This is a genomic window from Ulvibacterium sp., from assembly GCF_028285715.1.
Taxonomy (GTDB): domain Bacteria; phylum Bacteroidota; class Bacteroidia; order Flavobacteriales; family Flavobacteriaceae; genus Ulvibacterium.
Genome location: NZ_JANQOO010000003.1, coordinates 176,449 through 192,657 on the forward strand (window position 1 = coordinate 176,449; position 16,209 = coordinate 192,657).

11 protein-coding genes and 2 tRNA genes are annotated in these 16,209 nt (G+C 39.9%); 9 read left to right on the forward strand and 4 right to left on the reverse strand.

All coding sequences use genetic code 11. The features are described 5' to 3' along the window. Positions 1–46 precede the first annotated feature (46 nt). Positions 47–2,584 carry a DNA gyrase subunit A gene (gene gyrA, locus Q0993_RS00815; protein WP_299528821.1) on the forward strand — a complete coding sequence of 846 codons (2,538 nt, stop codon included), beginning with the start codon at positions 47–49 and terminating at the stop codon, positions 2,582–2,584. Positions 2,585–2,617: 33 nt separating this feature from the next. Next, positions 2,618–3,880 (forward strand): tetratricopeptide repeat protein, encoded by a 1,263-nt coding sequence (locus Q0993_RS00820; RefSeq protein ID WP_299528823.1) that lies wholly within the window; start codon positions 2,618–2,620, stop codon positions 3,878–3,880. 63 nt (positions 3,881–3,943) lie between these two features. Here Q0993_RS00820 and Q0993_RS00825 read toward each other — a convergent pair whose 3' ends face one another. Next, positions 3,944–4,651 carry an NlpC/P60 family protein gene (locus tag Q0993_RS00825; RefSeq protein WP_367279574.1) on the reverse strand — a complete coding sequence of 236 codons (708 nt, stop codon included), beginning with the start codon at positions 4,649–4,651 and terminating at the stop codon, positions 3,944–3,946. A 65-nt stretch (positions 4,652–4,716) separates the two neighbouring features. Continuing rightward, a complete protein-coding gene (locus Q0993_RS00830; protein ID WP_299528827.1) occupies positions 4,717–5,895 on the reverse strand; it encodes an acetyl-CoA C-acyltransferase in 1,179 nt (392 codons plus the stop codon). A 118-nt stretch (positions 5,896–6,013) separates the two neighbouring features. On the opposite strand from Q0993_RS00830, the gene Q0993_RS00835 reads away from it, so the two are divergent. The 4 genes from Q0993_RS00835 (at position 6,014) to Q0993_RS00850 (ending at position 9,954) form a co-directional block, all read left to right on the forward strand. Continuing rightward, entirely contained in the window at positions 6,014–8,062 is a 2,049-nt protein-coding gene (locus tag Q0993_RS00835) for an HDIG domain-containing metalloprotein (RefSeq protein ID WP_299528900.1), read from the forward strand. A gap of 107 nt (positions 8,063–8,169) precedes the next feature. Then, a tRNA-Ser gene (locus tag Q0993_RS00840) sits at positions 8,170–8,253 on the forward strand. 148 nt (positions 8,254–8,401) lie between these two features. After that, positions 8,402–8,476, forward strand: a tRNA-Pro gene (locus tag Q0993_RS00845). A 227-nt stretch (positions 8,477–8,703) separates the two neighbouring features. Continuing rightward, positions 8,704–9,954: a site-specific integrase gene (locus Q0993_RS00850; RefSeq protein ID WP_299528829.1), complete on the forward strand. Its 1,251-nt coding sequence runs from the start codon at positions 8,704–8,706 to the stop codon at positions 9,952–9,954. A gap of 59 nt (positions 9,955–10,013) precedes the next feature. On the opposite strand, the gene Q0993_RS00855 is transcribed toward Q0993_RS00850, so the two are convergent. After that, positions 10,014–10,835, reverse strand: a complete 822-nt coding sequence (locus Q0993_RS00855) for a hypothetical protein (RefSeq protein ID WP_299528831.1) — start codon at positions 10,833–10,835, stop codon at positions 10,014–10,016. A gap of 734 nt (positions 10,836–11,569) precedes the next feature. Between Q0993_RS00855 and Q0993_RS00860 the strand changes: the two genes are divergently transcribed. Beyond that, positions 11,570–12,991 (forward strand): P-loop NTPase fold protein, encoded by a 1,422-nt coding sequence (locus Q0993_RS00860; RefSeq protein WP_299528833.1) that lies wholly within the window; start codon positions 11,570–11,572, stop codon positions 12,989–12,991. A 56-nt stretch (positions 12,992–13,047) separates the two neighbouring features. Here the strand turns inward: Q0993_RS00860 and Q0993_RS00865 are convergent, their stop codons facing one another. Continuing rightward, entirely contained in the window at positions 13,048–14,616 is a 1,569-nt protein-coding gene (locus tag Q0993_RS00865) for an AbiV family abortive infection protein (RefSeq protein WP_299528835.1), read from the reverse strand. A gap of 450 nt (positions 14,617–15,066) precedes the next feature. Between Q0993_RS00865 and Q0993_RS00870 the strand changes: the two genes are divergently transcribed. Beyond that, on the forward strand, positions 15,067–15,738 hold the full coding sequence (locus tag Q0993_RS00870) for a DUF6617 family protein (RefSeq protein ID WP_299528838.1): 672 nt from the start codon (positions 15,067–15,069) through the stop codon (positions 15,736–15,738). A 117-nt stretch (positions 15,739–15,855) separates the two neighbouring features. Then, positions 15,856–16,149, forward strand: a complete 294-nt coding sequence (locus Q0993_RS00875; protein ID WP_299528841.1) for a helix-turn-helix domain-containing protein — start codon at positions 15,856–15,858, stop codon at positions 16,147–16,149. Positions 16,150–16,209: the final 60 nt, after the last annotated feature.

A 16,209-nucleotide genomic window follows, 5' to 3' on the forward strand; every position in this document is an offset into this window, starting at 1 on the left:
ATATTGGCATGCTTTTTTAATGAACTAAAAGAACAAGATTTTTATAATGGCTGAAGGAGAAAAATTGATTCCTATCAACATTGAGGACGAAATGAAATCTGCCTACATTGATTACTCAATGTCGGTCATTGTGTCACGTGCATTACCTGATGTCAGGGACGGCCTAAAACCGGTACACCGAAGGGTTTTGTACGGCATGCACGAATTGGGGGTCAGATCGAATAGTGCCCATAAAAAATCCGCCCGTATTGTCGGGGAGGTTTTGGGTAAATATCACCCGCACGGGGATACCTCGGTTTATGACACCATGGTTCGGATGGCACAAGAGTGGAGTCTGCGCTATATGTTGGTGGATGGTCAAGGAAATTTTGGTTCCATAGATGGGGATAGTCCTGCTGCAATGCGGTATACAGAAGCGCGAATGCGTAAAATAGCAGACGAGATGTTGGCGGATATCGATAAGGATACCGTAGACCACCAACTTAATTTTGACGACTCCCTTGAGGAGCCGACCGTATTGCCCACTCGAGTTCCTAATTTATTGGTTAACGGAGCTTCCGGGATAGCCGTGGGAATGGCTACCAATATGCCCCCCCATAATCTTTCCGAGGTAGTGGAAGGTACGGTTGCCTTTATAGACAATCCGGAAATAGAAATTGATGAACTCATCACCCATATCAAGGCACCTGATTTCCCTACTGGTGGCATCATCTACGGTTATGATGGCGTAAAGGAAGCCTTTCATACAGGTAGGGGAAGGGTAAAGATTCGTGCAAAAGCCAATATTGAGGAGGTCCAAGGTAGAGAATGCATCGTGGTTACCGAAATTCCATTTCAGGTGAACAAGGCGGATATGATCAAGAAAACCGCCGATTTGATCAATGAAAAGAAAATTGACGGTATTTCCAGTATACGGGACGAATCCGATAGAAAAGGTATGCGTATCGTGTACATTCTAAAGCGCGATGCCATTCCTAATATTGTACTGAACACACTTTACAAATATACGGCACTACAGTCCTCCTTTAGTGTAAACAATATAGCCCTTGTAAAAGGGCGGCCACAATTGCTGAACATCAAGGAAATGATTCATCATTTTGTGGAGCACAGGCATGAGGTAGTCGTAAGGCGCACAAAGTTTGAGCTTAAAAAAGCGGAAGATAGGGCCCATATTCTGGAAGGCCTTATCATAGCCTCGGACAATATAGACGAGGTCATCGCCATTATTCGAGGTTCTTCCAATGCGGATGAAGCCCGTGAAAATTTGATGGAACGGTTTAAATTGACCGAAATTCAATCCAAGGCTATTGTTGAAATGCGTTTGCGCCAGCTTACCGGTTTGGAGCAGGATAAGTTGCGCTCGGAATACGATGAGGTAATCAAGACCATCGCCGACCTCAAGGACATCCTTGACAAAAAGGAACGGAGGATGCAGATCATCAAGGAGGAGCTTTTGGAGGTAAACGAGAAATACGGTGATGCCAGAAGGTCTGAAATCAATTTTGCCGGGGGTGACCTGAGCATAGAGGATATGATTCCGGACGAACAAGTGGTCATCACCATTTCACATGCCGGTTATATCAAAAGAACTCCATTGACCGAGTACAAAACCCAAAATAGAGGTGGGGTCGGCCAAAAGGCATCCTCCACAAGAAACGAGGATTTTCTTGAATATCTCTTTGTCGGGACCAACCATCAATATATGTTGTTCTTTACCCAAAAAGGAAAATGTTTTTGGATGCGGGTCTATGAAATACCGGAAGGAAGTAGAACTTCCAAGGGAAGGGCGATACAAAATCTTATCAACATAGAACAAGATGACAATGTAAAGGCATTCATTTGTACTAGGGACCTTAAGGATGAGGACTACGTCAATAGTCATTATGTGATAATGGCCACCAAAAAAGGTGTCGTAAAAAAGACCTCCCTGGAGCAATATTCCCGACCCAGACAAAATGGAATCAATGCCATTGGTATACGGGAGGGCGATGAGCTTTTGGAAGCCAAGCTCACCACGGGGACCAGTCAAATACTATTGGGCCTAAAGTCCGGTAAGGCCATACGGTTCGAGGAGAGTAAGACCAGACCCATGGGTAGAAATGCCTCAGGGGTAAGGGGTATTACCCTGGCCGATGATAACGATGAGGTAATCGGTATGGTTTCGGTACACAATTTTGATGAGGATATCTTGGTGGTTTCTGAGAACGGCTACGGAAAACGATCAAGTATCGATGACTATCGGATTACCAATAGGGGAGGAAAAGGGGTAAAAACCATCTCCATTACGGAAAAGACAGGAGGCCTAGTGGCCATCAAAAACGTTTCCGATTCGGATGACCTGATGATTATTAATAAATCGGGTATTGCCATTAGAATGGGTGTTGAGGATTTAAGGGTAATGGGAAGGGCCACACAAGGTGTTAAGCTAATTAATCTTAAAGATAACGACTCCATAGCGGCGGTTGCCAAGGTTATGAAGGATGAGGATGAATTGGATGATACGGATATCCTTGATATTGAGGTAAATACAGAAGATGGCACGGCTCTTGATAATGAAAGCTCCGAAGAATCAAAAGAGGAATAATCAATAAACACTAATAATTTAATTAATTCAAAAATGAAAACTAAGATTATATTGATGGCGGCCATGTCATTTGCATTGGTCGGATTTGCCCAGAAGGGCGAGTTAAAGACTGCCGAGAAGGCCTTAAAGGGCGGCGATGCGGTCGCCGCAAAAACTGCCTTGGATGGTATTTCCGGAATGATTTCCGGAACAGATGCAAAGGTACAGGCCCAATATTATTTTTTGAGGGGAAAAACTTTTGCAGATCTTTTCGAAAAAGGAGATAATAGTGCCATTGATGAAGCGGCCTCTTCCTTTCAAAAGGTCATTGATGTAGAAACCGAAAGCAAAAAACTCAAGTACACCAATGAGACTAGGCAACGGTTGAAAAAACTTTCCGCAGATTTGGTAAACTCTGCTGTTGAGGACAATGGTAACAAAAAATTCAAGGAAGCTGCAGAAAAATTGTATACGAGCTATAAACTTAGTCCGGAAGATACCACTTATCTCTACTATGCGGCAAGTAGCGCGGTAAACGGGGGGCATTATGAAGAGGCCCTAAAGTATTATGATGAGCTCCAAAGCATTGGGTATGATGGAAGTGGTGTTGTTTACAAGGCAACCAATGTGGCTACCGGTCAAGTTGAGGCCATGGATAAGGTACAGCGAGATCTTATGGTTAAATCCGGAACCTTTAAAGATCCTATTGATGAGAAAACACCATCAAAAAAAGCCGAAATCGTTAAGAATGCCGCTTTGATCTATACCCAATTAGGGCAAAATGACAAGGCCGTTGAAGCCTTTAAAAAAGCCAGGGCGGACAATCCGGATGATGTAAACCTTGTTCTTAGCGAGGCGAACCTTTATTTCAAAATGGGAGACAAGGATATGTTCAAGACGCTTATGGCGGAGGCCGCCGATATGGCCCCTGATAACCCGGATCTGCATTATAACATCGGGGTAATCAATATGGAACAAGGCAATTTGGAAGAAGCACGTGCTTCCTATAAAAGGGCTTTGGAAATCAATCCCGGTTACACCAATGCGCAGTTGAACCTTTCTACTACTTATGTAAACGAAGGTAACGGCCTAATAGATGAAATGAATTCCTTGGGAAATTCCAAGGCAGATATTGCACGTTATGAGGAGCTGAAGGAGAAAAAGGACGGCCTGTTCAATCAAGGTGCTATGGTTTTGGAGGAAGCTTTGAAGTCAAATCCTGATAATCAAGGCATTTTAACACAGCTAAAGAATATCTATGGCGCCATGGGCGATAATGATAACTTTATGAGAGTCAAGAAATTGTTGGGGGAGTAAGGTAGGTAGCATTCCCAACATTCCTATAATAAAGAAACCCGGATTATATGGTCCGGGTTTTTTTTATATAATTTTTTTGATTACTCTAAGATTATGGGTGTAATTTCCTGTATCAGTATTGAATATACCGGTATGATCTAATCTGTCCAAGCGAACCTTACCGTATACATGAATTACGTAGTTGTTTTTCATGATGATACCTACATGGTAAATCTCCCCTTCGGCATTATCAAAAAAGGCTAGGTCGCCGGGTTCGCTTTCCTCTATAAAACTTAGGGCATCACCTTGCCCAGATTGTTCAAGGGCACTTCGGAACAATTGATACCCACATAACTTGTAGACCAATTGGGTGAATCCGGAGCAATCCAGACCAAAAGGGGTTTTGCCCCCTAAAAGATAAGGGGCATTAAGATACATCAATGCGGTACGTACAATGTTGTACTTTTCCATTTTACCCTCAATATGTTCCCCTTCAAAAGTATAGGGTAGCGTGGGGGTGTTTACTATACATGAGCCCATTACTATGGGAATTAAAACGGAATTTTCAGACGTTAAATAAGAAACAAGGTCCGTGCTATATTTTGGGGTGTCCAAAGTGTCAATTTTCTCAAATTCCGTTTCATCGATTAGGGAAATTTGATTGTTGCTTACCCAACCTTCACAGCCATCGAAAGCATTACGGATCCTACTCCATAGTTTTCTTTGCTCCAAAACTTTGAAATGTTCACCATATAACAATTGGGTGATCATGGGTGAGGTAGCGTCGGCCATAGATTTAACGGCAACTATACTAAGGTGGCAAATACCGTATTGCATAGGCATTAAGCGCTGGTCAATTAATTCTTCCTTTCCAAAATCATTGCGGATGCCCCCCCACCGCCGTTACAAATGGCTGCGGCACCAATTTTCCCGTTTCTTTGTCGCATAATATTGAGCAGGGTAACGAGTATCCGGGCCCCCGAACATCCCAGGGGATGACCTAGGGAGACCGCTCCTCCGTTGACATTGACATTGGCATCGGTTAACCCCAACAGTTTTATGTTGGCCAATCCTACTACGGCAAAGGCTTCATTAAATTCAAAATAATCAACATAGTCGATAGCTAGGTTTGCCTTGCTCAAAGCTTTGGGCAGAGCCTTGGCCGGTGCCGTTGTAAACCACTTTGGTTCCTGGGCCGCATCTGCATATCCTTTTATCGATGCCAGAGGTTCTATATTCAGCTCCTTGGCCTTCTCCGCACTCATTAATACCAAGGCCGCCGCCCCATCGTTGATGGTAGAAGCGTTAGCGGCAGTTACAGTACCATCTTTGGAGAACGCCGGTCTTAAAGACGGAATTTTTTCCATCTTTACGTTCTTGTACTCCTCGTCCTCGTTGACCAAAATGGGTTCACCTCTACGTTGGGGCACTTCAACCGGAACTATTTCGTCGGCAAATTTGCCGGATTTCCATGCCTCCGCGGACTTTTCATAGGATTGGATGGCGAAAGTATCCTGATCCTCCCTACTGAATCCGTATTCCGTAGCGCAAGCATCCGCACAAACACCCATTGCATTCTGGTCATATACGTCCACCAAACCATCTTTTTGCATTCCGTCCACCAAGGTGCCCGGGCCAAATTTTAAGCTATTCCGCATATGTACATAGTGGGGAATAAGGCTCATATTCTCCATTCCCCCCGCCACTGCTATTGAAACATCGCCCAATGCGATAGCTTGTGCTGCCTGCATTATTGCTTTCATGCCAGAGGCGCAAACCTTGTTGACCGTGGTACAGGGAACATGGTCCGGAATGCCGGCAAAAATAGCTGCTTGTCTTGCTGGTGCCTGGCCGGTACCTGCCTGCACTACATTACCCATAAGTACCTCCTGGATCAGTTTAGGATCCAGTTTTATTTTTTCGAGTGCGCCTTTAATGGCAATGGCTCCTAATTTTGGTGCGGCAACAGTAGATAAACTGCCCATAAAACTTCCAATAGGTGTCCTTACCGCAGATACTATAACAACCTCCTTCATAACCGGAATTTTTTGCTGTTGCGAAATTAAGAAATTAAAGTGCAACACTATAGTTTACCTTTTCAAAAGAGTTACCATGAATTTATATTTTTCTATTTTTGGTATAGATACTTGCCGCATGCGAAAATTCTTGGATAGACTCTATAAAAACCAATCGCTTATATACAAGTATTTTCTATATCTTCTTTCCGTATTTTGTATTGTTTTTTTCTTTCCCAAGGGGGGGAAGTTTAAGTATGAGTTTCAAAAGGGCAAACCGTGGCAGTATGAAAACCTTTATGCACCATTTGATTTTTCGATCAAAAAAAGTGATGTTGAAATTGAACAGGAAAGAGCTCAGATCAAGGACGAACAACTGGATTACTACCGGTATGACCAAGCCATTGTCGATGCGGTCTATGAAGAGTATGATGACCAGTTCCAAAACGTTTTTTCCAAGGAAAGGTTCACCGAAGACCAATTGCCTACACTAGGAGAGGTAGGGAAGGAAATTTTGAATAAGCTTTATGAAAACGGTATTGAAAAAAAGACCAACCAAGACAGACCGGGCAGTCATATTTATTTGGTAAAAAACAACGAGGCCAAACAAATTTATGTCAATGACCTATATCGCATACAGGGAATTGAAGAAGCGGCCAGATCGGTCTTACAGGATAGAGGCCTTTTGGACTTTTATCCTTTTTTCCAAGAGCTGTTGTTCGACCTAGTCAAACCCAATGTATCCTATGATCAAAATCTTTCCCAAAAGGCCTTGGAAGAGGAACTTTCCAATATCTCCTATACCAGGGGAACCGTGGATGAAGGGAAATTGATAATTGCCAAGGGAGAGGTTGTGGAATCGGAGAATTTGCAACTTTTGGATTCCTTAAAGGTGGAGTATGAATCCGAACTTTGGACAGACAGCAATCAGTATTTTATTCTTTTCGGGTATACCATCTTGGTAGCGTTGGTGCTCATGATGCTATTCCTTTTTCTTAAAAGATATCGAAAGCACATCTTTGAAAATAATACCAAGGTCACCTTTATTTTCTTTAATATCCTGCTGATGGTCTTTATCACCACATTGATGGTGAAATATAATGATGCCTATGTTTTTGTGGTTCCACTTTGCATCTTACCGCTTATCCTTAAGACCTTTTTTGACGCACGGCTCGGACTTTTTGCACATGTATTGACCGTGCTCATCCTTGGTTTTGTGGTACCCAACAGTTTTGAATACATATTTTTACAAACAATCGCCGGCATCGTTACCATATTAACAGTATCGGAATTGTACAAAAGGGCCAATCTGTTCATCTCTGTAAGCCAGATTACCTTAATATATATTATTGGTTACCTGGCCTTTCATATTATTCATGAAGGCAACTTGGACAATATCGCTTGGTTTACCCTTGGCTTGTTCCTTTTAAATGGTATGATTACGCTTTTCGTGCAGCCTTTGATCTACATTTATGAAAAAATATTTGGATTGGTTTCCGACGTTTCCTTATTGGAATTGTCCGATACCAATTCGCGCCTGCTAAAAGAATTGTCCAACAAAGCTCCAGGTACATTTCATCATTCCTTGCAGGTGGCAAATTTGTCCGAAGCAGCTGCTAACGAAATCGGGGCCAATGCTATGTTGGTAAGGGTAGGGGCCTTATATCACGATATCGGGAAGATGAACAATCCTACGTATTTTACAGAAAACCAAGTGACCAATGTGAATCCTCATCATGACTTAACACCCAAGGACAGCGCAAAAATCATCATAGACCATGTCATTCATGGGATTGAGATTGCACGCAAAAACAATCTACCCGATAGGGTCATCGACTTTATACGTTCCCACCACGGAACCACTCTGGTCTATTATTTTTTCAAGAAGCAACAAGAATTGACCAGTGAGCTACGTGAAGATGATTTTAAGTACCCAGGTCCCACACCTTTTTCCAAGGAAACTGCCATTATAATGATGGCGGATTCCGTAGAGGCAGCCTCAAAAAGCCTAAAAGACCCTACCTTTCCCATCATAAATGAGTTTGTGGACAAGATAATTGCCGGACAAATGCAGGCCGATCAATTTCTTAATGCCAATATTACCTTTAAGGAAATTGAGATAATTAAGAAAGTGTTCAAACAAAAGTTGACAAATATCTATCACCTACGTGTGGAATACCCGGAATAATAGTATGGATTAGCCGAGTAAAAAACTACCAAAATAGTTGCGTTCCATCCTTTGAAGAATTACATTTGCATCCGCGTTTTGGAAGACGCCGAGTAAATTGAAATTTTGGAGAGGTGCCGGAGTGGTAACGGAGCAGATTGCTAATCTGTCGACGCGCAAGTGTCGCCTGGGTTCGAGTCCCAGTCTCTCCGCCTTCGTCGGCCTGAGCCATGGAAAGCGAAGGCCGACTTTTAAATTTAGAAGGCCAACTTCGGCTGATAGATTTGCTTAATTCCAAGTTTTCAACTAGATAAGGTAGTTCCGAAAATAGGAATTTGAAATATTGAGATTTACACCACTCGGGGTGTAGCGTAGCCCGGTTATCGCGCCTGCTTTGGGAGCAGGAGGTCGCAGGTTCGAATCCTGCCACCCCGACTTAACTATTTTCATATAGTTGCATGACGTTGCAAATCACTTGATTTGCAACGTTTTATGTTTTTAGGGGTATCAAATGAAACCTCATGAAACCACATAAAAACACCGTTCTGGTGTCCAAATCGGGAATTGATCACCATAGTATTTTTTGTACATTGAAGTAGCTTTAGAAGGTATTTAGCCCTGTGTTTTTTACCATTTTATTCACTAACTTAAAGCTACGTAACATGTTAGAAAACAGTAGATTATCAGTCGTTTTTGTTGCACGAAAGCACAACAGGGAGACAGGGAAGTTAAGACTCTATGCCCGGGTCACTGTAGATGCCAAAAGAGCCGAATTTAGTCTAAATCGGGAATTGGCGGTGTCCCTTTGGGACGAAAAACGAAAAAGAGGCAAGGGATTTTCAAAGTACGTCATCTCCTTAAATAAGTATCTGGACCAAGTTTTTACCGGACTTCATGAGGCCCATAGGCAACTTTTACAAGAGGAGGTTGACATAACTTCTGCGGCGATAAAGGCCATGTTTCTTAAAGAAGACGATCGAGGTAAGAGCTTATTAGATTTGATTGCCTATCATAATACCACCATGGTCAGCGTACTCAGGCCGGGAACGATGAAGAACTACTATAGTACCGAACGCTGTATCAAAGAGTTTTTAGCGGAAGAAAGAGGAGTTGAGGATATTCCGCTTAAAAAACTGAACTATGGGTTTATTGTTGATTTCGAACAATACATACGAAAGTACAAACCGGCCACTCGAATGGGTTGTGCCAATAACGGAACCATGAAACACATGGAAAGGCTAAAAAAGATGTCAAGATTGGCCGTTAAGTTGGAATGGTTGGAAAAAGACCCCTTTGTCAATTTCAAACTGCGGTTTGAAAAAGTAGAACGCCAATTTTTAACAGAGCGGGAGTTGCAACTCATCGAAGAAACTACATTCAAAGTACCAAGTACCCAACATATTAAGGACTTGTTTGTTTTTGCCTGTTACACTGGGCTTTCCTTTATCGATGTTCAAGAATTGAAAGCCGGCCATTTGGTAAAAGGTATCGATGGTAATGATTGGCTCTATACCAAAAGAACAAAGACCGACGAACCTTTGAAGATTCCCTTATTGCCCAAGGCTAAGGAAATTATCGATAAATATAAAGACAAGCCAGAGATGCTTCAAACCAACAGGTTATTGCCTCTTTATAGTAACCCAATGATTAATCGAACCCTTAAAGATATTGCTAAGGCTTGCGGCATTCGTAAAAAAGTGACTTTTCATGTTGCTCGGCATACCTTCGCAACCGCGATTACACTTTCAAACGGGGTACCGATTGAAACCGTATCTAAGCTTTTGGGGCATACTAAACTTTCTACTACTCAAATTTATGCCAGGGTCATTGAAAAGAAAATAGGGGAGGATATGCAGAATTTGATGGCGACAATGAAGCTGAAAAGAAAAGTAGGTTTTAATTTTATATCTTAAATTGAAGTTAACCTATACCTCGTTTAGCTTTTGATCTCATAAGACCCATAATGCACCTACTACCCGTCTAATTGCGTTCTGATATTATAGCCCATTTTTGAAATCGCTTCAGCATAAACCTTTGAATGTGAATATCCACTGCTGTTTGATAAAAAACCTCCAAAAATCTCTAAATCTTCCATCCTTTTTGTAAAGGCTGGATTTAAAAGTATCCATAAATCCATATCAAAAAGGATTTTTTCAATCTCATTTTGATAAAAATGTTTAATTCCTCTGTCTAATTTAGATTTTTTAATTTCCTCGGTCAAAACTACCATGTTTGTTAGCTGCGATTTCAGAATTTGTAAAGGATCTCGAATTCTGTTGTTAATTTCACTTTTCATAAAATCTAAGTCATATGGTGTGCTAGAAGGAGAATATTTATTTGTTGAACAAAAGCTTGCTTGAGACTCTATACTGATCATTCTATGATAGATATATCCTAAATTGCTCTTTTTTTCTATACGGTTGTTTTGATAATAATCATCTTTAACTAGATTAAAAAGATTAGTTATGTAGGTGAATCTATGTTCTCTTTTTAACTGTTCCATTTGCTCAGTATGATCTTCTCTTTGTTGCGCATTAGCTCTAATCTGAGCAGTAAATGACTTATAAACTAAGTAGGCGGCAAAGAGGTTTACGAACGGTGCCGTTATACCTCCGATTGTATCGCCTATTTCACCCGAACCGATAAAACTTATTCCTGAATAAAATTGGGTAAAAATTAAAGGGGAGAAAACAATGAATACAAGTAATGCCCCTAATCCTATTCTCTCATTGGTTGTAAAGCCTATAAGGCTTTGTATTTTTTGCTCCTTTTGCTTTTCGTCAGTTTCTGCCATAATTTTTCTCTGTTGTACCTGCTGTAAATTAGTTCATTTTAAATCTATCAATTAAGTGTGGTAAATTAAATAGTACAATAGAGGAAAAATGAATAGTACGCACTTTTATGATTTTAAAAAATTGATAATCAATGATTTATAATTTAAAAAAATGTACTTTTTAATTTTCTGTTTAGGTTGTTAAGTAAGTGGGTAAAATTTAGTCGAAAAGGCCATAAACACTGGACTTCAATTAAGTATTATAAAACGTACAATTCATTTTACGGATTGTAGAGTACTGTGGATACACCAATCTTTGGGTTATTCAAGAAAAGAACTCAAAGGACAAGGACTATAGCCAATTAGATATCAATTGTAACATGAAACCTAAGAATAAAAGAAACGCCCCAAACCTTATCCTTTGATTTTTCTTTTTGGCAACAACCCTTAATTCTTTAAGCCGTTCCCGATCGCGAAAAAGAATATCATAATTAACTGGTTGTGAATTAAATAGCATTAGTAAGGCTCCTATGACATCAAGTAATGGTCCTACGGAGTTAGCAGCTAAAGAAATATCCATAAAGAAGGGCGATTACTAAAAATAGTTTTGGTAGTAATTGATAGAATAAAGGTAATGTATTGAAGTCAACTGCGAATTATTCACTACAGATGTAGGAAAGGTTATTAACCTCATTTGTGGATAAGCAAATTAACCTAACCAAATATGTTCAAAGGATAAGTAATAATTTAAAGGTATGGAATTAAGAAATCAACATATAGAAATACCGGATTATCCAGAGAGTAATCCTTTTGAAAATGATTTGCTTCAACGTGAGCAATACGCCAACGTTCTTACAAGTATATTAGCTAATTATAAAAAAGGTTTTGTGCTAGCGATAAACAATGAATGGGGTACAGGAAAAACCACCTTTGTAAAAATGTGGATGGGCTATTTGAAACAAAAATCTTATGAGACAATTTACTTCAATGCATGGGAGAATGATTTTCAAGATGAGGTAATTATTGCCATACTCTCGGAACTAAAAAAAATCAAAGGGAATTCGGGCAAGCTCTTTGCAAGAGTTTTGGAAAAGGTTCTACCGCTTCTTAAAAATACTGGTGTAGAATTATTCAAACACGCTATGGGTAAAATAACAGGCGAGAAAACGGTTGAAATAATTGCAGAAGGTTTAGGGGAATATTCGATTGCAAGTTTACAAAAAGGGTTAGATGATTTTGAGGATAAAAAGAACAGCATAAAAGAATTCAGAGAGGTTTTAACAGAGTTTGTTCAAAGTATCGACAATGACAACCCAATTGTTTTCATTATTGACGAATTGGATAGATGTAGGCCAAACTATGCTGTAGAGGTTTTGGAAAAAATGAAGCACCTATTTAGCGTTGAAGGTGTCGTTTTTGCTCTATCCATAGATAAAATCCAATTGGGCCACGCCATAAGAGGTGTTTACGGCAGCGAATATATAAACTCAGATGAGTATCTGAGAAGATTTATAGATCTAGAATTCTCCTTGCCTAAACCCGATGTGAAAGATTACACTATGTCTTTGATAACGCATTTCGGACTGCATGTATATTATACCAATGCGGAAAGACAAAAGCATAGGGAATTTCAAAATGATATGGATGCCTTAATATTCATGTTGGATTTGATTCAGTATTCTTGCTCTCCCACTCTAAGACAATTAGAAAAGATTTTAGGTCTATTCTCAATAGTTGTAAAATCCCTGAAATTTAATCAGTATGCAAACCCAATGTGTGTGATTTATATAATTCTTTTAAAGATAATGGGTGACGGCGGGTATTACGAAAAACTCGTTAGTCGAAAACTATCCCTACAGGAAATATTGGATAAGACAGTAGAATTACTATATCCAATCCATGAAGAAAGCAAGCATGGATATTTTATTTGGTTCCAAGCTGAAATGGTATTTTTCTACTGGAAGTACTTATACGAAAAGGATAAATCAGTAGTCCTTTACGAAGGAGAACTAAATGACGAAAGTTTTGAAATCAAGGTTGACGGGAAAGCAGATAACGAATATGATTCCCTTAAAAGTTCAATTGGAGGATTGTTAAGTGATTATCACCTGAGAAGGAGGATTAATTTACTATCTCATATTATTCCTCATATTGAATTGACTAAGATTGTAACTTAGTCTTTGTAGATAAACGTACGAGGTAACTGATTGCTTCTATTGGCATTGTTGCCAAGTTATAATTGTTTATTAGTAGGTTCATCTTTTTGGTCAATACCCGTCGTTATTAGTATTGAATCATTACCATACATTTTTCTAGCGGCTAATGTAACAAAATACAATCCAGCATATTGTTTCATCCCTATGATTTCTGTAAGTGTAAAAGTAGTCCCAATTTTTCCATTATTTTTTTCTAATTCTGAACCAATATCCATGACTCTGTCATATTCATCTCTCGTTTTTAAAAGATTGCCAATAAGTTTGAAACCAAGTTCTTTTATATCGGTTTGCTTGTTTGTTTTCTCATTAAGCACAATCGCCTCTTTAAATGCTAAATAAAAGTTCAAATAGCATTGTGGTTCCAACCGTAGGTGCATATCCGTCTTAGCCAACATACCCAACGCCTGTAAAAAATGATTTACCGGAACAAATTCTTGTGAGCTGAACGTTTCCGAGAAATAACGGAAGACTAAAAAAGTCAGGGCTATTTCGTCTTCTTTGAAGTAAAGCCGTTTGGAGCTCCAGTCTATTTCCAAACTAGTATGAAGCTTTGCTTCAAGTTTTCTTTTGCTTTCTAAATCCCTTATTCCCTCATAAAATTTATCAACGTTTCTAGGTAGATTCCAATAAAACAACCCATTCGTTCCAACATTTAAGGCTGCAACAATTAAATTACTAGTATTCCAACCCTGATGCCACAATTCTTGGATTGGAATGGATTTCCCCAAAATTATATCTATTAGAAGTGTATGACTGCCTGCGCCTTTTTTAAACTTTATTTGGTCACTTTTGGAATTGAACTTGTTCAAAACATTCTGCCTTATGGAATGGGATTTTGAGACTACCTTGATTGTAATTTTCCATTTGGGTTCAAATTTATTCTCAACAGTATCAACAGATTTTTCCAGTTCCCTTTTTAATATTTGTTTTAGCTCCTTTTCTTCGTTAGTAAAATGCTCTTTAAGCCAATTTAACCAATCTTTGACCTCGCCTAATTCAATTAGTTTTTCTTGTGATTGATGCCCGAAAATAAATTTACGCCTTTCGGGATGGTTGGACGTCTCCATAAACCATTTTATATCTTCTTGACTACTATCATTGAGGTTTGTATCGACTTCTCCTTCGAGCTTGGCAAGCTCCAGTCTTGAACGTGTCATTTTCAAATAAGTCCCCAATTCCTCATTTGAAATTTTAGCAGATGATGGAACGGTATCAGAAAGTTCTGTATACATTACACTTAGTCTTCTGGTATGAAGATTTGACGCCATCTCTTTGATTTCCTCCATCTGCTGAGATGTGAACTTCTCGTTCGTAAACGAAGGGCCCCAAATCGCCCAAAACAACTTCTTTATATGGTCGTCCATAGGAATGTTGTAGGCTTCTTTTCCCCAAGTTTCTTTTGCATTGAATTGATACCAGCCTACAAACACTTTTCCGATTTCTTCAAGACTGAAAACAAGCAGTTGAAACGCAATATGATTTACACCTTTATTCTCTAATTCTTCAGCGGTTCTAATGGCATCTTCTGCATTAGTCAAGCATAGTCTTCTAAACGTATTGAATTTTATGAGTTCTTCTTCTTTCATGTCATTTTTATCCGTATCCACAAGATAACATTAATAAGAAATATTATTGATAGTAAAAATGATAGCAAGCTTCCTTAATGTACAACCGTAAAAAAATATCACAGATACTCCTCTAAATTTTATTTATGTTTCTTAACTGAATAAGTCGTTATCTAGAGTTTGGGTTCAATTACTTATCTAAGCCCCTCCGGTAGCCGGCCAACACTTCCGCTCCAATCCTCCCCAAGCGGACACGCTCCGCCGGTCCACCCGGAAAGTCTTTCCGCTCTCGGTTTGCCCGACCCCCTCGAGGCCGCGCGAAAGTACAAGCGGCGAAAAGGCCGCTTGACCTTTCTTCTCCCTTCCCACAAAACTTTTTTTATACATCCATCCAGTTAATCCGGCATCCCGTCGATTATCGGAGACACAACAAATCCTTTTTAAGTATCTTGAAATCAATAGTTAGGAGCATTGAAAAAGATTATCGACCATATCGCGGATTGGCTGGTGGCCCTGAACGAAAGGAAGGCCAAGGTCAACGATGAGTATACCACCTTTATGAAAAAGAGGAACAACGGTTTTGTACTCGGGATGATCCTTTTCGGGCTTTTCTTTCTCTACATGGCCTACGATCTGTACAAAGAGTATGGAAAGCTCTGGTTGGCATCGATTCCGATAATCGCATTTGCCATTACGGTATTCGGGATACTGATTTCGGATGCTTATAAGGAGAAATTGAGAAATCGACAAAGAACTGCTTCCATGAAACTGGTCGGTTTCAACATGGATTTCAACGCGCATATCCTTCGAAGGATATACAACGCATTGACACGATATGAGTTTTTGGATGAGAACCGGAACCGGTTCGAGGATTTCTATAACGTGTTGGTCCATGATTTCGACGACCATGGATCCGTTCTGCATTTCAACTGTACACAGGCCGAACTGAAGTACATACTGGAAAAATTCAAGAATTTCAAAAAAGGGCTGCATCTCTCCACTTTTGAACGCTCCGAAAAAATCTACAACAAAGGGGAATTGATTTCCGCCAAAAACCTCTCAAAAGGGTATAACAAAAATCCTTTGACGAAAGAAACCGAGGGACTAATCGATTCTTTCTTCTACTTTTTGGGGGATAATTGAAAATTTTTAGGGGAGATTTCCCCTTTTCGCCCTTCCAACAGCTTTCATCCATTTACATTGCATCGCACATTTGTAACACAAGCGGGCCGCATTGCCGCTTCTTTAAAATCGAAAACTATGGAAACGGAAAACGATATGATAGCTCTCCTAAAGGATATCAAGGGGCTGCTGTCCCATCAAAAAAAAGTGATGAACGTGGACGACCTTGTCGCCTATACGGGTCTCTCCAAAAGTAAGATCTATAAGCTGACCCAATTGCGTTTGATACCTATGGGCGGTAATAAACACATTCGCCAAAAATTCTTCGACAAGGATATAATCGATGCCTGGCTGATGGGCGAACCCAATTTATCGGACGAGTACCTGGACAGGGAATTCGACAAACGATTTCCCGATGATGCAAAAGAATAATATGGCAAAATCCATTACTAATTTATATCCAAATAAATATAAAAAGTATGTGGATAGGGA